17 protein-coding genes are annotated in these 17,081 nt (G+C 36.2%); 4 read left to right on the forward strand and 13 right to left on the reverse strand.

Annotation, left to right across the window (positions count from 1 at the left end):
• Positions 1–119 precede the first annotated feature (119 nt).
• Positions 120–1,661 (forward strand): BCCT family transporter, encoded by a 1,542-nt coding sequence (locus tag ACFFIS_RS16040; protein WP_320381561.1) that lies wholly within the window; start codon positions 120–122, stop codon positions 1,659–1,661.
• A 239-nt stretch (positions 1,662–1,900) separates the two neighbouring features.
• Here the strand turns inward: ACFFIS_RS16040 and ACFFIS_RS16045 are convergent, their stop codons facing one another.
• The 5 genes from ACFFIS_RS16045 to groES all read right to left on the reverse strand — a co-directional run bounded on the left by ACFFIS_RS16045 (position 1,901) and on the right by groES (position 6,687).
• Positions 1,901–2,890, reverse strand: coding sequence for a lytic polysaccharide monooxygenase (locus ACFFIS_RS16045; protein WP_390188350.1), 990 nt, complete (start codon positions 2,888–2,890; stop codon positions 1,901–1,903).
• A gap of 633 nt (positions 2,891–3,523) precedes the next feature.
• Positions 3,524–3,994, reverse strand: coding sequence for an inner membrane protein YiaA (yiaA, locus tag ACFFIS_RS16050; RefSeq protein WP_390188352.1), 471 nt, complete (start codon positions 3,992–3,994; stop codon positions 3,524–3,526).
• Positions 3,995–4,216: 222 nt separating this feature from the next.
• Entirely contained in the window at positions 4,217–4,411 is a 195-nt protein-coding gene (locus ACFFIS_RS16055) for a hypothetical protein (protein ID WP_390188353.1), read from the reverse strand.
• A gap of 227 nt (positions 4,412–4,638) precedes the next feature.
• A complete protein-coding gene (gene groL / locus ACFFIS_RS16060) occupies positions 4,639–6,273 on the reverse strand; it encodes a chaperonin GroEL (RefSeq protein WP_390188355.1) in 1,635 nt (544 codons plus the stop codon).
• A gap of 99 nt (positions 6,274–6,372) precedes the next feature.
• A complete protein-coding gene (groES, locus tag ACFFIS_RS16065) occupies positions 6,373–6,687 on the reverse strand; it encodes a co-chaperone GroES (protein WP_320381377.1) in 315 nt (104 codons plus the stop codon).
• A gap of 412 nt (positions 6,688–7,099) precedes the next feature.
• On the opposite strand from groES, the gene ACFFIS_RS16070 reads away from it, so the two are divergent.
• Positions 7,100–7,798, forward strand: coding sequence for a CPBP family intramembrane glutamic endopeptidase (locus ACFFIS_RS16070; protein ID WP_390188357.1), 699 nt, complete (start codon positions 7,100–7,102; stop codon positions 7,796–7,798).
• A 6-nt stretch (positions 7,799–7,804) separates the two neighbouring features.
• On the forward strand, positions 7,805–7,999 hold the full coding sequence (locus ACFFIS_RS16075; RefSeq protein ID WP_390188358.1) for a YdiK family protein: 195 nt from the start codon (positions 7,805–7,807) through the stop codon (positions 7,997–7,999).
• Between the two features lie 125 nt (positions 8,000–8,124).
• Here ACFFIS_RS16075 and ACFFIS_RS16080 read toward each other — a convergent pair whose 3' ends face one another.
• The gene (locus tag ACFFIS_RS16080) at positions 8,125–8,763 is read right to left on the reverse strand and encodes a redox-sensing transcriptional repressor Rex (protein WP_320381375.1); all 639 of its coding nucleotides are present in this window, start codon (positions 8,761–8,763) and stop codon (positions 8,125–8,127) included.
• Positions 8,764–8,806: 43 nt separating this feature from the next.
• A complete protein-coding gene (gene moaC, locus ACFFIS_RS16085; RefSeq protein ID WP_390188359.1) occupies positions 8,807–9,289 on the reverse strand; it encodes a cyclic pyranopterin monophosphate synthase MoaC in 483 nt (160 codons plus the stop codon).
• Positions 9,290–9,709: 420 nt separating this feature from the next.
• On the opposite strand from moaC, the gene ACFFIS_RS16090 reads away from it, so the two are divergent.
• A complete protein-coding gene (locus ACFFIS_RS16090) occupies positions 9,710–11,644 on the forward strand; it encodes an ABC-F family ATP-binding cassette domain-containing protein (protein WP_320381373.1) in 1,935 nt (644 codons plus the stop codon).
• Between the two features lie 109 nt (positions 11,645–11,753).
• Here the strand turns inward: ACFFIS_RS16090 and ACFFIS_RS16095 are convergent, their stop codons facing one another.
• The 6 genes from ACFFIS_RS16095 to thiL form a co-directional block, all read right to left on the reverse strand.
• Positions 11,754–12,929: an FtsW/RodA/SpoVE family cell cycle protein gene (locus tag ACFFIS_RS16095; RefSeq protein ID WP_390188361.1), complete on the reverse strand. Its 1,176-nt coding sequence runs from the start codon at positions 12,927–12,929 to the stop codon at positions 11,754–11,756.
• Between the two features lie 235 nt (positions 12,930–13,164).
• Positions 13,165–14,175, reverse strand: a complete 1,011-nt coding sequence (tsaD, locus tag ACFFIS_RS16100) for a tRNA (adenosine(37)-N6)-threonylcarbamoyltransferase complex transferase subunit TsaD (RefSeq protein WP_390188363.1) — start codon at positions 14,173–14,175, stop codon at positions 13,165–13,167.
• Positions 14,172–14,621: a ribosomal protein S18-alanine N-acetyltransferase gene (gene rimI, locus ACFFIS_RS16105; RefSeq protein ID WP_320381370.1), complete on the reverse strand. Its 450-nt coding sequence runs from the start codon at positions 14,619–14,621 to the stop codon at positions 14,172–14,174. Before rimI ends, tsaD begins: the two co-directional genes overlap by 4 nt.
• Position 14,622: 1 nt before the next feature.
• The gene (gene tsaB, locus ACFFIS_RS16110; protein ID WP_320381369.1) at positions 14,623–15,321 is read right to left on the reverse strand and encodes a tRNA (adenosine(37)-N6)-threonylcarbamoyltransferase complex dimerization subunit type 1 TsaB; all 699 of its coding nucleotides are present in this window, start codon (positions 15,319–15,321) and stop codon (positions 14,623–14,625) included.
• A gap of 13 nt (positions 15,322–15,334) precedes the next feature.
• Positions 15,335–15,793, reverse strand: a complete 459-nt coding sequence (gene tsaE, locus ACFFIS_RS16115; protein ID WP_320381368.1) for a tRNA (adenosine(37)-N6)-threonylcarbamoyltransferase complex ATPase subunit type 1 TsaE — start codon at positions 15,791–15,793, stop codon at positions 15,335–15,337.
• Between the two features lie 9 nt (positions 15,794–15,802).
• A complete protein-coding gene (gene thiL / locus ACFFIS_RS16120) occupies positions 15,803–16,774 on the reverse strand; it encodes a thiamine-phosphate kinase (RefSeq protein WP_390188365.1) in 972 nt (323 codons plus the stop codon).
• Positions 16,775–17,081 lie beyond the last annotated feature (307 nt).

Here is a 17,081-nt window from a genome sequence, read left to right on the forward strand (position 1 = left end):
CAAACACCTAGATGGGAAATGATGTTAGGGGGATATATTTATTAAGTCGAACAGTAGGTAGTATCATATATGAACAAGTAGCAAGTCATACCAAAAGTAAAATTGGAGGAAATGTAATAATGAAAGAAGGTTCAAAAGGAAATAAAGCTTCACTAGATTTACCATCGTTTTTTATAAGTGGTGGTGTATTGTTACTATTTGTAATAACTGCACTTATCAATGCCGATTTTGTGGCTGATATGGTTGATTACTTTTTTGGATTATCAGCGACTTATTTTGGTTTAATTTATCAAATTGTGTTATTAGGAACATTTTTTATAGCATTATTTTTAGGATTTTCTAAATATGGAAAAATTCGCTTAGGTAATATTGATAAACCTGAAATGAGTACATTTAAATGGATTTCAATTATTATGTGCACATTGTTAGCAGGTGGTGGCGTATTTTGGGCAGCAGCAGAGCCATTAAGTCATTTTCTATCTGTGCCACCTCATTTTTCTGGAATTGAGGATGGATCGCCAGAAGCGGTTGTACCTGCATTAGCGATGAGTTTCGTTGACTGGGGTTTTCTATCATGGGCAATTTTAGGAACGTTAGGAACGATTGTATTAATGTACGCACATTACCATAAAGGAATGCCGTTAAAACCGAGAGCGTTGCTATATCCAATTTTCGGCGAAAGAATTATGAAGAAAAGCATATTTGGAACAATAGTTGATTCATTCTCAATTATTGCTGTCGCTGCTGGAACAATAGGGCCGATTGGTTTCTTAGGTTTACAAGCAGGCTATGGATTAAGCTCCTTAACTGGTTTATCCAATACATTAAGTCTTCATATTATCATTATTGTTTTATTAGTGATCGGTGCAGCTATCTCGGCTGTAACTGGAATTCATAAAGGAATCCAGTTTCTAAGTAGCTTTAATGTGATTTTAGCCGTTGCGTTAATTATTGGAGTCTTATTGCTCGGTCCAGGATTATTTATTTTTAATCATTACTTTGAAGCATTTGGGCTCTATATCAACCAATTTATATCATTGAATACTTTCCGTGGCGATGAAGCATGGCTTGGATTATGGACAGTGTTTTTCTTTGCATGGTTTGTTGGGTATGGTCCAATGATGGCCGTTTTCGCATGTCGGATTTCTCGTGGACGAACAATTCGAGAAATTGTTTTAGCTGTAGCAATCATCGCTCCAGTTATTACAACTTTTTGGTTTACTGTTATAGGTGGAACAGGAATCTTCCAAGAAATAAAACTTCCTGGCTCAGTATCAACCGCTTTAAATGATGCCGGACCACCTGCAGCGATGATGGCAATTGCTGAGCAATTACCTTTTGGTGTTATATTCGGTTTCTTATTTTTACTTGCTACAATCATTTTCGTATTAACAACGACAGACTCCATGTCATTAACAATTTCCATGGCGATATCAGGTGATGGTGATCCACCACGTTGGTTAAGAGCCTTTTATGCATTGGTTATGGGGTTAGTTGCTATTGTTTTAGTCTCGATTGGTGAGGGCAGTGTCAATGCATTACAATCATTCATTGTCGTAACTGCTGTTCCTGTTGTCTTATTGCTATTCACAACATTTTGGACAGCACCAAAAGTATGCAAAGAACTATATGAAAATCAAGAGAATAAATCAGTATCATAATAGCAATCTTTATTAAAAATAAAATCGAGTAGAAGAGAATACATCCCTCTCCTACTCGATTATTTATGTCCGCATGAATCATGATGTCATGTAAAGTTCTCACCACATACCAAACTTACGTTTAGGTTAAAAATGGAAACCTTCAGTCAAGTGACGTCAAAATTCAATTACCACTCAAAAAACTATGTGTCAGCAACTGCTATTCTAGTTGCTCGTTTCAACTCCGTATTCATGGACACCTAGGAAACTAACTCCCATACACCGGAATCTCCTGGCGTATCCCCTTGTGTCCACCATTTTGCTCTATATACATTACCATTATAAGTTACTTCATCATGAGCTAAATAGACAGTTGTCGAATCCCAAGCGGGAACTTCCGGATTATTACCTTCATCCCCATTTCCGTTGTCACCGCTTTCATTATCACCCTCAGAAATCAGCTCCCATGCATGGGATGATTCAGGATTGTCTCCTTGTGTCCACCATTTTGCTCTATATACGTTACCATTATAAGTTACTTCGTCATTAGCCAAATACACTGTTTCAGAATCCCAAGTTGGCAGTGCTGGATTCTCTCCATCATTATCATTTCCATCGTCACCATCTCCAGGAGGGTCAACAGGTTCAACAAAGTCACCATCAAAGTTTGCATCAATTACTTGATAAAATGCATTAGCTGTATCTGCAACTTCCCAATAGGCTAAAATAACATGGTATCCAGAACGTTCTGGAATAACACAGTCATGGCTAACAGAAAAATCAGGTCGTTTTCCACCATCGTCGATAGAGCAGAATAGCTCAAAATCAGATCGTTTCAATGGCGTGTTAGGATCCCATCCTTCTTTCGTTATATAATAATCCCAATTGCTCGTAGCGTGTGCTGCTGTTAATGTCCAATGGAACGTGTAAGCACCACTTGACATTCCCACTTTTGCCCAGCGGTTTTCTCCTTGTTCATCTAATTCAGGAAACACGCCACCACCACTAGCAATTTTACCATCTGGAACTCCAGCTTCTGGATAGTTACCAGGACCTTCGATACTTTGTGGTTCGTAGACCACTCCGCCACAATCTTTATTCACACCTTCAGCACATAAAACAGCCCTGCTTTTTGGATTATCTACATAACCATGCGCTGAAACCTTATTCGTATTAAAAGACAAGGTAAGCGCTATCATTATGAAGGTACCTAAAACTAAGTATAATGGATTTATTTTTACTTTAGACATAACCAAAACAATCACCTTTCTCCCATTAATATTTTAAGACGTTCCCGCCCTTTTAACTAAGCACTCACCCCCTAACATTCTATCTATATAACATTATAATGTTATGATAATATAGAATGTTATAAAACAAAAGAGTCTAAATGTTCATTTTTGGAAGGTACAAAATATGAGGATATACCCATTTCATCCTATTTCTTTCAAGTTACTAACTGATTATTTTTCTTTGGCTATTTGTACTAATAAATAAAATTAGATAGTCATCCCCATGATACGAAGGAAAAGCAACTGCGTCAGAATGTACGAATAGTTGTCCTCTCCCAAGGAAAGTGGGCACCTAATCATGAATTCCCTATTTATCTTACCTAGATATATAGATTTGTTTGTAGTGAATTTAAATAAGTAGGAGGATATTGGAAGTTATGCCACGTGAAATGATACGGGGTATGTAAACAATTCAATTTTAGCATTTTATTCCCCCATCATATTCATTATGCCTGATAGCATTTAATAGGAGATCCGCGAAGTAATAAAGCCATCGCCCTATTCACTATGACGTTCTAGGACAATGGCTTTTATTCTTTTCAAACATAATAGACTAATAATTTCATTCATCTTCCATTGCGGATAATAAACTCAATCTCTTTCTCTCGCCCGTTCTGTATCTCTAATATTCTTCTGAACAGTCACTGCTGCAAATAAACTCAAAACAAATGCCATACCATAGAATCCCTTTTCACTTAAAAGAATACTTCCCGCATTGTATAAGCCAATGCCAATAAGTACTACAGATATAATAAGTGCAAGCCAACTAATACCAAAGTAAATATTCGTTACCGGTATTCCTTCATCTTTATCTCTTACTGCTTTTTGTAAAGATACTGCAGCATAAAGCCCGAATACTAAAATTGCAAAATAGTACCCTTTTTCATTTAGCTCCATTGTTGCGTTGAACAGCCCAATTAGATAAGCTGCAACACCTATCATTAAAGCTGCCCAAGATGCCCCTTTAAAGGCTGCAGTTGGTTCCCCCTCTTTTCTTACATAATCAACCTTCACAAAATCTTCTCTTTCCTCTTCTAACAAATCCTTATAGTCCTTTGCCATTACGTTATCCCCCCTGTTCTTGTTTAATATGAAATGAAGCAAGATCATTCCAAAGCATTTCTCTTCCTTATTATACGTAATATTCATATAATGAGGAGACTATTTCAGAAAAATGATTACAACTACCTAGAAAATTATGTTACCCCTACGCTATGAGTTAACCTGTTTAGTTTGCTTGATGATAAATAAATTATTTTTTGGGAAATTCACATGATTGATAATTTATTCATTATCTGGCGCTTCATACTGTAATATTATTTCCACCCGTCGATTACGTTGTCTACCATCCTCTGATTCATTCGTAGCCACATACTTCCCAGCCTTTCTATCATCACAATTGTCTACTATATTATCATACGAAATTTTCAAAACAATATGTGTGAAGTAAAATAATGCTTTTGTCTGATATTCAACCATGACAAAAGGTCTAAGAATAGATAGCACGTAAAAAAAAACGGCCTTCGTTCTGTTAAATTGAGAACAAGAGCCGATATAGATAGATTTTTAATTTTCATTGACTACTCTCACAGCAAACAGTTTATGATTGTTTTTGCATAATGCGTGACATTTCCGTAACATTTTTACAAAAAAGACGGAGTTTGCACTCAGCAAACTCCGTCATATCAACATTTATTAGGTTGGAATTACATCATTCCCGGCATGCCGCCCATGCCACCCATATCAGGCATTCCTGCTGGTTCTTCTTCAGGGATGTCTGCAACAACTGCTTCTGTAGTTAAAAACATAGCCGCTACAGATGCTGCGTTTTGTAGAGCGGAACGTGTTACTTTTGTAGGGTCTACAATTCCAGTATCAATCATGTTTACCCATTCGCCAGTAGCAGCGTTAAAGCCGACACCTACGTCTTCTTTCTTCAAGTGATCCACGATAACAGATCCTTCTAAACCTGCGTTAAACGCGATTTGACGTACTGGCTCTTCTAGTGCACGTAGGACAATTCTTGCACCAGTTGCTTCGTCACCTTCAAGTGTTTCTTCTAGTTTTGCTACATTGCTAAATACGTTTACTAAAGCTGTACCTCCACCAGAAACGATACCTTCTTCTACTGCTGCACGAGTTGCGTTTAGCGCATCTTCAATACGTAGTTTACGCTCTTTTAACTCTGTTTCAGTAGCTGCTCCAACTTTAATTACTGCAACGCCACCAGCTAGTTTAGCCAAGCGCTCTTGTAATTTTTCCTTATCAAAGTCTGAAGTTGTTTCTTCTGCTTGTGCACGGATCTGTGCTACACGTGAAGTAATAGCTTCAGGGTTACCAGCACCTTCTACAATAGTTGTATGTTCTTTTGTAACAACAACTTTAGAAGCGCGGCCTAGTTGTTCAATTGTAGCACCTTTAAGATCTAAACCTAATTCTTCAGTAATTACTTCTCCACCTGTTAAAATACCGATGTCTTCAAGCATTGCTTTACGACGATCACCAAATCCAGGTGCTTTTACTGCTACTGCATTAAATGTACCGCGAAGTTTGTTTACTACCAATGTAGCTAACGCTTCACCTTCAACATCTTCTGCAATTAGAAGAAGTGGCTTACCTTGTTGCACTACTTGTTCAAGTACAGGTAATACTTCTTGGATATTACTAATTTTCTTATCTGTAATTAAAATATATGGATCTTCTAAAATAGCTTCCATTTTATCTTGGTCAGTTACCATATATGGTGAAGCATAACCGCGGTCAAATTGCATTCCTTCTACAACTTCTAATTCTGTTGTGAATCCTTTTGACTCTTCGATTGTAATTACACCGTCGTTACCAACACGTTCCATTGCTTCAGCGATTAAGTTACCTACTTCAGCATCATCAGAAGATACTGTTGCAACCTGTGCAATTGATTCTTTTCCTTCAATTTGTTTTGAAATGTCACGTAAGCCTTGAACAGCTGAATCAACAGCTTTTTCAATACCACGACGTACGCCTACAGGGTTTGCGCCAGCTGTAACGTTTTTCAAACCTTCGTGAATAAGTGCTTGTGCTAACACAGTTGCAGTTGTCGTACCATCACCAGCAACATCATTAGTCTTTGATGCAACTTCAGATACTAATTGTGCTCCCATATTTTCAAAGCGATCTTCAAATTCAATTTCCTTTGCAATTGTTACACCATCGTTTGTGATTAAAGGTGAACCAAACTTTTTATCTAAAACAACGTTACGCCCTTTTGGTCCTAACGTTACTTTTACAGCATCTGCTAATTTATCTACACCGCGCATTAATGAACGACGTGCGCCTTCTGAAAATTTAATTTCCTTTGCCATGTGAATGACCTCCTTATTTTCAGTACAACATAATCATATTCTTTAAGTAGATATTCAAAACGTTCTATTTACATCCGTTTTTGAATACATATTAAAAAATTAGTCTACAATAGCTAAAATATCGTCTTCACGAAGAATTAAGTATTCAGTGCCTTGATATTTCACTTCAGTTCCAGCATATTTGGAGAAAATAATACGATCTCCTTCTTTCACGTCAAGTGCTACTTTTTCACCGCTATCCGTCACACGGCCTGATCCAACAGCAACAACTTTTCCTTCTTGTGGCTTTTCTTTAGCTGAATCTGGTAATACAATACCGCTTGCTGTTGTTTCTTCAAGTTCTACAAGTTCAATGACAACGCGATCTCCTAGTGGTTTAATCATGTAGACAACCTCCTTAATCCTTTTCCTCATATTTTTATTAGCACTCTTCTATTGCGAGTGCTAACACCAATTAATATATTAATTAATTTATAAAAAAAATGCAAGTATTGTACTTCTTTTTTATGTAAAAATGTCAATTGCTTGTCACATTTAATGTTTTCCTATGTACGATGTGATTTTTAATTTCAACTATTCTCACTATACCCATGCTGAGGCAGCACCCTAAGATATGCGAAGTTTTGTACCGAGGCATTACTGTGAATAAGGGAATTAGCAAATACATACAAGATAGTTTGATCCTGTACATTTTTTTAAAAAGCCTTCATACATTTTGAATGAGTTATAATATACGATATGTACCGTTAATTATGTTAAAATACTTCATACATGTTTTCATACAAAGTATTGAAGATAAAATTAAATCAAGAAGGAGTTTTTCTCATTGGCTAAACGTTATTGGTGGGTCATCATCGCCTACTTCATTATGCAGTATTCAAATTTAATCGTCGTCCCACCCTTACTTAAATGGCTTCCATTTGAAAATGCAACAATCGTAGTATACTATTCTATATTTGCTTTCATTGCTTGTTTAATCGCCGTTTTATTCTTGATGAAACCCGATATGAAGGCGGGTGTAGATGAAAACGCAACTGGCGCGGAATCTACCATAATGTGGATTATCGTTGGTGTATTTATGGCCTTCTTAGGACAAGGTATAGCTGGCGCAATCGAATTATATGTATTCAATGTCGAAACACAATCAGAAAACACACGCTTTATTACAGAAATTGCAAAGTTATTTCCTGCCTTTATCATTATCACAACATTGATTGCACCTATTTTAGAGGAGATTATTTTTAGAAAAATCATTTTCGGTACACTTTATAAGAGAACAAACTTTTTTGTTGCCGCAATTTTATCGGCCTTAGCGTTCGGTTTCATTCATGGAGAGCCAGAGCATATTCTCGTCTATAGTTCCATGGGACTTGTATTTGCCTTTTTATATGTAAAAACAAAACGGATACTTGTACCTATTGCTGTACATATGTTAATGAATGCAATCGCCTTATATTTTAACTTTAATCTCCCAGAAGATATACAACAAAAGACACAAGTAATTTTACACCTATTTGGAGGATAAAAAACAATGCGAAATTCTTTACTTACAAAAGGAATAGTATACTTTCTCATGGGAACCTTTTTCCTATTCATTGCAATACAAAGTGTAGAAGATACCGTGTGGAATATTACAACCCTATTAATTGCAGCCATTGCTACACTGGATTTTGGTTTAGCAATTAGATTGATGATGCTACATTTTAAAACTTCAAAAAAAAGATAATGAGGCTGGGACAGTCTGACATCCTCGTTCAAATACTATAACTAGTAAAAAGTTCCGTGTTTCATACTGCGTGTAGTAGTTGAGGGAGGGGTCTGACACTTTGGTTTTGTCCCAGCCATGTCTATTTAATCATCTTTTTTTAATGGGTAATGTTTTAGAAAATAAACAAGTGCTTGCAATTCAACTGCGAGATCAATATGATGTACCCGAATATGATCAGGCACCGTAATACGAGCTGGTGTGAAGTTTAAAATCCCTTCAATGCCATGTTCAACTAACTTCTCAGCAATATTGTCAGCCTCCGTCGCTGGAATCGTTAAGATAGCCACTTTCACATTACCAACGTGTTCCGCTAGTTCATCTATATGGTAAACAGGAATTCCACCGAAATCCATTCCTACTTTACTTTCGTCTGCATCAAAAGCCATTACGATTTTCGTATTATTATTTTTTAAGAAGTTATATTTTAAAAAAGCAGTTCCTAAATTACCTACTCCAACTAACGCAACCTCGGTTAATTCATCCTGATCTAATGTTTTACGAAAAAACCCAAGCAAATACTCTACATTATATCCATAACCTTTTTTACCTAAAGCCCCAAAGTAGGAAAAATCTCGTCGTATTGTCGCTGAATCAACTTTAACTGCTTCACTCAACTCTTTTGAGGAAACGCGATTTTTCCCCTGGTGCTGTAAATTATTTAAAAATCGGTAATATAACGGTAATCTCTTTGCTGTTGCTTGTGGAATTTTACTTTGTTCCATTATTATTCCTCCTAGCTGCTAGCTGACTTTGTTTATTTCTTCGTTACGAACGTTTGTAATCCCCAGATTTTCCACCTGTTTTTTCTATTAAATAAGTTTGACCAATCGTCATTCCTTTATCAATTGCCTTACACATATCATATATTGTCAAGGCAGCTGCTGATGCTGCCGTTAACGCTTCCATCTCTACACCTGTTTGCCCTTTTGTTTTAACTGTAGATATTATCTCTAATTCATATGTTGCTTCATCTAGTTTCCAATCAAATGTAATGTTTATTCCTTTTAATTGCAAAGGATGACACATTGGAATAATCTGCGAAGTATTTTTTGCCGCCATGATGCCTGCAATTTGTGCAACAGCAAGCACATCCCCTTTTTCAACTGAAAGATTAATAATCTTCTCATATATTTCTTTTGCTACAAAAATACTTGAGCGCGCCACAGCAATTCTTTCCGATTCGGACTTTTCACTAATATCAACCATATGTGCCCGACCTTCTTTGTTAAAATGTGTAAAATCAGTCATTCTCTCACCCCTAAGATAATGAACCTTTTCTTCTACTATACCAATTTTTACAGAAAAATGGTATAAAATCGTGATTATATTCACAAATGTATTGCGTGGAATACTTAATTTAGCTACACTTTAACGACAACTACCATTATAATGATATATATATGATTATCGGGCGTGTTTAAAAAGATAGATAACCGCACTTTCCCTACTTATGGGAACAAAGGCTACGTTCGCAACTTCCTGTTGCAATACCATTGTAACCTACGTCTTTTAGGCCCGAACGAATCGGGCTTTTGACTTTCTGTTAATTGACACTTCCACGCTTGAAGTGATAACCATATAGTCTGTGATAAATAAGGACCGGGTATCATATTTTTGAGCCCTTTAAACTTCCTTATAAATAATGATGCTTTTTTGAGGTGAAATATCATGATACTGATGCAACTAACAGGGATTTCAAAATCCTTTGGTGCTGAAGAAATTTTAAATAATATAAAATTAGAAATTAAAGACCGTGATCGTATTGCGATTGTTGGTCGTAACGGTGCTGGGAAATCTACATTATTAAAAATAATGGCTCATCAAGAAACTTACGATGTTGGGGATATATTCCAAACAAAACAATTAACAATTGGTTATTTATCGCAACACACGGAACTTGAATCGGAAAAGACAATTTGGAATGAAATGATTGACGTATTTGAACCTTTAATTGCGCAAGAAAAAGAGTTGCGTGCTGTTGAGCAAAAAATGGCCGACGCACATCACTTATCACAAGGAGAATATGAAAAACTATTAGCCTCATATGATCAATTGCAACATACATATGATGAAAATGGTGGCTACACATATGAAGCCGAAATCCGCAGCGTATTAAACGGGCTACACTTTCAAGATTATGAAGATGACACATCTATCACGGAGTTAAGTGGTGGTCAAAAAACGCGACTAGCATTAGGGAAACTTTTACTCTCCAAACCACAATTATTAATTTTAGATGAACCGACAAACCATTTAGACATTGAAACATTGGCATGGTTGGAAGGTTACCTAACAAATTATCCTGGCGCAGTCGTTATTGTTTCCCACGATCGCTATTTCTTAGATAAAACTGTAAACATCGTGTATGAAATTTCTCGACACACGATTAAAAAATACTATGGTACGTATTCAAAATACCTTGAATTACGTGCTCAAGAATATGAACAAGAATTAAAGGAATACGAAAAGCAACAAACTGAAATAAAAAAAATGGAGGATTTTATTCAGCGAAATATTGTTCGTGCCTCCACAACGAAAAGAGCGCAAAGTAGACGAAAGCAACTTGAAAAAATGGATGTGCTGGATAGACCTTTAGGAGATGAGGCGTCCGCTACTTTTACCTTTGAAATTAATAAAAGAAGTGGTAATGATGTATTGCAAGTAACAGATGTAGCTTTTGGATATGATGATTCATCTGCTTTACTTTTCAAGCATATATCGCTTCGTGTAGAGCGTGGAAATAGAATCGCCATTGTAGGACCAAATGGTATCGGTAAAACAACATTACTAAAAGTTATTACTGGGAAATTAGCACAAAATAAAGGGACAATCCAACTTGGCACAAATGTGCAAATTGGGTACTATGACCAAGAATTAGCTGACCTTTCTTCTAATAAAACGGTACTTCAGGAATTATGGGATGAGTATCCTACTGTAATGGAGAAAGATATACGAACTATGCTAGGTAATTTCTTATTCTCTGGTGATGATGTTTTAAAACCTGTCCATTCACTTAGTGGTGGTGAAAAGGCGAGATTAGCGCTTGCAAAATTACGAATGCAAAAAGCGAACTTATTAATTCTTGATGAACCAACGAACCACTTAGATATTGATAGTAAAGAGGTTTTAGAAAGTGCACTTCTTGACTTTCCCGGGACCATTATTTTTGTTTCCCACGATAGGTATTTTATAAATAAAATAGCCGATCATATTTTCGAAATGGACACGGATAGTACAGAGTTTTACTTAGGTGATTATGATTATTATGTGGATAAAAAACAAGAACAAATGGAACTTAAACAGCTGGAAGAAACATCTACTCAGAATGACCTACAAGAATCCCGAAAACAAAACTTTCAAGAAGAAAAACGGCGTCAAAGTGAAATTCGTAAAATTGAACGGCAAATTATGAAGGTTGAAGAAACAATCGAAGAGCTTGAAACGACACATGAGATGTTAGAATTAGATATGACGAAACCTGAGATATTTCAGGATCACGAAAGAGCACTGGCACTAACGAAAGAAGTTGAACAAGTTAAACTTCAGTTAGATACTAAAATGAAAGAATGGGAAATGCTCCAAGAACAACTTAGCGCATTTTGACAAACGGAAAATCAAATATTTTCCCCACCAAGGTAATAGTAACCGTATGTGAAACTTCTTATTGAAAAAAGTCGAGTGGACAAATTAAACTTGTTCACTCGACTTCTTTTTATTTAAATAAATAATCATCTTGAATTGCATTTTCAACGGCAACGCGATAAACGAGTCCTATACCAATCATGGTCGACATGACAGAACTTCCTCCATAGCTTAATAACAATAGTGGAATCCCTGTGATTGGCATAATACCGATAATCATCCCGATATTTTGAAAAGCGTGGATAAATATAAAGCTTAATACACCAAAACAAATAAATGATCCAAAAATGGAATGTTCATAACTTCTTAGACCGTGTGTTAAAAGCCTATACAGTAATATAAAATATAGGAAGACAACTAGGGCACTTCCCACAAAACCAAAGCTCTCCCCTATCATAGAATAGATAAAGTCTGAATGCGCCTCGGGATAATAAACTTCCGATGGTCCTAATCCTTTTCCGAATAATTGTCCAGATCCTAACGCCATCAATGATCGATCAAATTGAAATGTATCACTCGATTGATGATCTGGATCAAACCAGTTCAACACACGATCAATTTGATATTGGTCAAGCCCTAATACATGCTGTGACATATCAGGAAAGGAAATAATAATCCACAAAGCGCCACCAATAACTGTTACTCCACCCACTACTAATGTGCCAATAATCTTCCAGTTAATACCTGAAAGAAAAACAAACATACCCGCAATAAATACATACACCATGGAAGAACCAAAGTCAGGTTCCTGCGCAATAAAAGCAATTGGGATTAATGTAATCACAATAATCTTCGTTAACAATAAAATATCAGACTTAATTGTACTATCCACAAACTTTTCCTTATGATTACTAATAATTGTGGACAAGTAAAGTATCAGTCCAATTTTCGCAAACTCAGATGGCTGAATGGATAATGGTAAGCCTTTTGGATTAAACCAACTTTTTGCACCGTTTTTAGCTTCAGCAATACTAGCCGGACTGATAAACAAGATAATAAGTACAATAACACTTGCAATATAAATATATAAACTTGCTCTTTTTAGCTGATCCAAATCAAAAAACTGAATCAAAACAATAAACATGATCCCAATAGCATACCAGACAAATTGTTTCATCACAAAGTTACTTCCACCATACTGCTGGAGCTGTTGGGCATTATATATCGCTAATAAACTAACTGCCATAAAGCACATAATTAAAATAATTAAATCATAACGTGTAAAGTGTGATTGTTTATGTGTCACTTCTATCACCAAATTTCTGAAGTTCTATTTTTAGAGGAGCAAAGTAGTTATCCACAAGTTATTCTTTGTGTTTCATCCCTGTATAGCAAGATACACACAAAGTTATCCACCTTGTCCACATATTTTTGTGTCATTCCACTGTATTTTATCCACAAATGAGATTCTTGATTTTACTTACCTTTTTAAACTTATGCACAATACTGTGGACAAGTTATGTGTATCCTGTGGATTATTTCTATTTTAATAATAAAGAGGGGGTTGCATTTAAGTCTAGACCAGACCTTCTTCCTTGTTCATAGGCTATCGTTCCCGCAGCCGCAATCATTGCCGCATTATCTGTACACAAAGATAATGGTGGGATTAAAAGCGGTATATTTGATTGGGAAAATTTATCCGTTAATGCAGCTCGTAATCCTTTATTTGCAGCTACTCCACCTGCAATTATAACTTGTTTGACGTCATATTGCTGTGCTGCACGGTATGTCTTTTCAGTTAGAACATCAATTACACTAGCCTGAAAGCTAGTTGCAACATCTTCTTTCTTCAATGTAATACCGCGTTGCTTTGCATTGTGAATAGAATTGATTACAGCTGACTTTAGTCCACTGAAACTGAAATCATAACTATCCTCTTCCAACCACGCACGTGGATAGGCAATTGTCGGTTCACCTACTGCAGCTAATCTATCTATTTGTGGACCTCCTGGGTAAGGTAAATCAAGCATTCTTGCTACTTTATCATAAGCCTCTCCAGCTGCGTCATCTCTTGTTTGACCAATTACCTCAAAGTGACCGTGTTCTTTCATTAAAACAAGCTCCGTATGTCCTCCGGAGACAATTAAGGCTAATAGTGGAAAGGTAAACTCCTGTTGCAAACGATTTGCATAAATGTGTCCTGCAATATGGTGAACCCCTACCAATGGTTTTTGCTTCGCAAAAGCTAATGCCTTTGCTGCATTAATACCGATTAGTAAAGCACCTACCAAACCTGGGCCTTCCGTCACTGCAATTGCATCAATTTCATCCCACGACACTTTCGCATCCTTTATTGCTTCGTCAAGTACAATCGTAATTTGTTCAACATGATGGCGGGAAGCAATTTCCGGAACAACACCACCGAACCGTTTATGACTATCAATTTGTGATGCAACTATATTCGTTACAATTTCCGTACCATTTTTCACAATGGCAACAGCAGTTTCATCACAACTTGTTTCAATACCTAGTATATACATATTTTTTTTCATGTTAATGTCACCCACATTACAATAGCATCTTCTTTATTATCTGTATAATATTTTTTACGAATTCCACCTGGAACTAATCCAAACTTACGGTACATATTTTGTGCTACAATATTTGATTCACGAACTTCTAACGATAAACGTTCTGCACCATGATACATTGCCATTTGTATAGAAAAGCGAAATAATTTTTCCCCTAACTTCAAACCACGGAACGAAGGAAGGATAGCAATATTTGTTATTTGAGCATCATCCTCAACAATCCACATTCCAACATAACCAACAATATGTTCATCTAACAACAAAACATAGTAATATGCATGTGAATTCAATGCTATTTCCTGATAAAATATTTCTTTCGTCCATGGAACAGGAAATGAAGCACTATCTACCGTATACACATCTGCTATATCATCCAGTTCCATCTTACGAATCATTACTTCACCCATATTACTGCCCCTCTTTTTGGGCAGCAATCCATTTCGCTTCTGCTTCAGCTAAACGCAAATAATTCGGTACTAATAAATGGGTTTGGTCGCCTTCCTTATTTAATCCCGCTAATGCAAGATGAGTTGGATTTGCAATTTGGAATATATCTTCTGGAATAATTGCACTATCACCCATCATTTCCGTAATAATTGTTCTAAATTGGTGCATATCGGGACTTAGAAAAATTATATCTTCATTTCTTCGTAATAATTGTTCTAACCAATCTTCCATCATTACATTAACCTCTTCATGGATGAGCTGCATTTGACGATTCTGCCACTTATATAGTCCGGTATATACTAATCCCCTTCGTGCATCAAAAAAGGGACATATCAAGACTTTGGAAAGCTTTCCTTGATAAGCAAGAACTTCCAGACTTGAAACGCCAACAATTGGAATGTTTAATGCCCATGCCAACGTTTTTGCTGTTGTTAAACCTATTCGCACACCCGTGTATGAACCAGGACCTTTTGCTACTACAATTTTTTCTAAGTCAGAAGGTTTTATTTGCAATTCCTTCATTAATTGATCAATAGCAGGCATCAAACGAACAGAGTGATTTTTAGCTATATTTGTAACAATCTCTCCAACCAGTACGTTTTCCTTCGTAATGGCAACTCCAAGTACTTGATTTGATGTGTCGATTGCTAATGTATACATATTCTATTTCTCCTCAAATCTCGAGTAATTTACTTACGATTGATGTAAAGTATTGTCCTACCGGATGAAATACAAGAACTCGTGAATGTTCATCTTTATATGAAATTGTAATGTTGAGTAGTTCCTCAGGCAAATAATCTTGAATGAAATGTGCCCATTCAACAACAGTTATACCTTTCCCATCAAAATATTCGTCAAAGCCGATATCCTCATCCATGTCTTCTAACCGATAGACATCCATATGGTAAAAAGGGAGATCACCTTCATACTCCTTAATGATTGTAAAGGTAGGACTATTTACAATCTGTTTTACACCAAGACCTTTGGCTATTCCTTTTGTAAATGTTGTTTTACCCGCACCTAAGTCTCCCTCAAGGGTTATCACATCACCAGGATTCAAATATTGTGTTAATGTTTCTGCAAGCTTCATTGTTTCTTCTTCGGTTGCAGATTGTATCTGAAATTCAGTCACGCTATTCACCTACTTTAAATGGGTATACCCTTTACTTTCTAACTCCACTATTTTATCATGATTTGTATGCATAAAAACAGTATCTTTGGTTTCACTAATAATAACCTTGCCTATCGCAGTTACTTTCACCTTTGCATTGTTGCTAGCCTGTTTTACATGATGCCATTCATCTGGTGCAACCGTACCTAGCAATTCAAAATCTTCACCACCAAATAATTTCCATTTCGTATTTAGTGATTGAGGAAATTGCTGTATTGATTCATGTATTGGTAAGTGCTTTTCATCTATAACGATGGATACCCCCGATGCTTTTGCGATTTCTCGGGACTCATTTGCGATGCCATCACTAATATCATTTAAGGCAATTCTCTTAATGGAATGTAAATTTTGTGAAAAGGATACTCGTGGGGACGGCATTTGATGTCTCTTAATAAAGTAATCCTTATTATTATACTCCCCTTCTGGGTGCTGAAGGATATACAAACCTGCTTGGGAATCACCTAATGTTCCTGTAACAAAGACTATATCTTCAGGTTTTGCATGACTTCGATATCGGGCCTTATCCTTTTCCACATAACCCATTACAGTTATAGATAGTGAAAAACTTTTGCCTGAGACAGTATCTCCACCTATTAGATCCATTTTAAACATCTTTGCTAGTTCCGCCATCCCGTCGTATACTTCTCTTACTTCCGAGGGATGCCATGTTTTTGGAATCGTTACTGCAACTAAATAAAAAGCAGGTAGTGCACCCATTGCTGCTAAATCACTTATATTTGCTGCAAGTGCCCGATATCCTACATGATATGGTCGCATCGTTTGCTTTGTAAAATGGACACCTTCAACAAAAACGTCCACAGATGTAACCATATCTTCTGATGTATTACGTATCACCGCAGCATCATCGCCTACTCCTTTAATTAAGCTGGGCTGTTTGTAATAAATAGGTTTAATACTTTCGATAAATTGAAACTCGTCCATTTATAATATCACCAATTCTCCTGAAAGCTATGTTTATCATAGCAAACACCATTAGAACAGTGCAAGCACACCTGCAATTATTTAAGTCATGATGATTATATGACATGTCAACTACGGTTTCATCGTAACCTGTATGAATAAAGTAAAAAAACGTGAATATAAATGGTATAGGAACTTTTTATAAAAACTATTATGGAATCGATTTAAATGGCTCTACAATAAATAGTGTTGGTGATAAAAATTCACTAACACTATTTTTAGTATTAGTAAAAATAGAAAACAAGTGAGTTTCCCTGTAGAATTAAAG

It is taken from the genome of Paracerasibacillus soli (assembly GCF_042432965.1).
Classification (GTDB): domain Bacteria; phylum Bacillota; class Bacilli; order Bacillales; family Amphibacillaceae; genus Paracerasibacillus; species Paracerasibacillus soli.

What these genes read in the sequence shown, in the direction of transcription:
- ACFFIS_RS16040 (WP_320381561.1), top strand. Translation starts at nt 120, where the DNA reads ATGAAAGAAGGTTCAAAAGGAAATAAAGCTTCACTAGATTTACCATCG.
- ACFFIS_RS16045 (WP_390188350.1), bottom strand. Translation starts at nt 2,890, where the DNA reads ATGTCTAAAGTAAAAATAAATCCATTATACTTAGTTTTAGGTACCTTC.
- yiaA (WP_390188352.1), bottom strand. Translation starts at nt 3,994, where the DNA reads ATGGCAAAGGACTATAAGGATTTGTTAGAAGAGGAAAGAGAAGATTTT.
- ACFFIS_RS16055 (WP_390188353.1), bottom strand. Translation starts at nt 4,411, where the DNA reads ATGGTTGAATATCAGACAAAAGCATTATTTTACTTCACACATATTGTT.
- groL (WP_390188355.1), bottom strand. Translation starts at nt 6,273, where the DNA reads ATGGCAAAGGAAATTAAATTTTCAGAAGGCGCACGTCGTTCATTAATG.
- groES (WP_320381377.1), bottom strand. Translation starts at nt 6,687, where the DNA reads ATGAGGAAAAGGATTAAGGAGGTTGTCTACATGATTAAACCACTAGGA.
- ACFFIS_RS16075 (WP_390188358.1), top strand. Translation starts at nt 7,805, where the DNA reads ATGCGAAATTCTTTACTTACAAAAGGAATAGTATACTTTCTCATGGGA.
- ACFFIS_RS16080 (WP_320381375.1), bottom strand. Translation starts at nt 8,763, where the DNA reads ATGGAACAAAGTAAAATTCCACAAGCAACAGCAAAGAGATTACCGTTA.
- moaC (WP_390188359.1), bottom strand. Translation starts at nt 9,289, where the DNA reads ATGACTGATTTTACACATTTTAACAAAGAAGGTCGGGCACATATGGTT.
- ACFFIS_RS16090 (WP_320381373.1), top strand. Translation starts at nt 9,710, where the DNA reads ATGATACTGATGCAACTAACAGGGATTTCAAAATCCTTTGGTGCTGAA.
- tsaD (WP_390188363.1), bottom strand. Translation starts at nt 14,175, where the DNA reads ATGAAAAAAAATATGTATATACTAGGTATTGAAACAAGTTGTGATGAA.
- rimI (WP_320381370.1), bottom strand. Translation starts at nt 14,621, where the DNA reads ATGGGTGAAGTAATGATTCGTAAGATGGAACTGGATGATATAGCAGAT.
- tsaB (WP_320381369.1), bottom strand. Translation starts at nt 15,321, where the DNA reads ATGTATACATTAGCAATCGACACATCAAATCAAGTACTTGGAGTTGCC.
- thiL (WP_390188365.1), bottom strand. Translation starts at nt 16,774, where the DNA reads ATGGACGAGTTTCAATTTATCGAAAGTATTAAACCTATTTATTACAAA.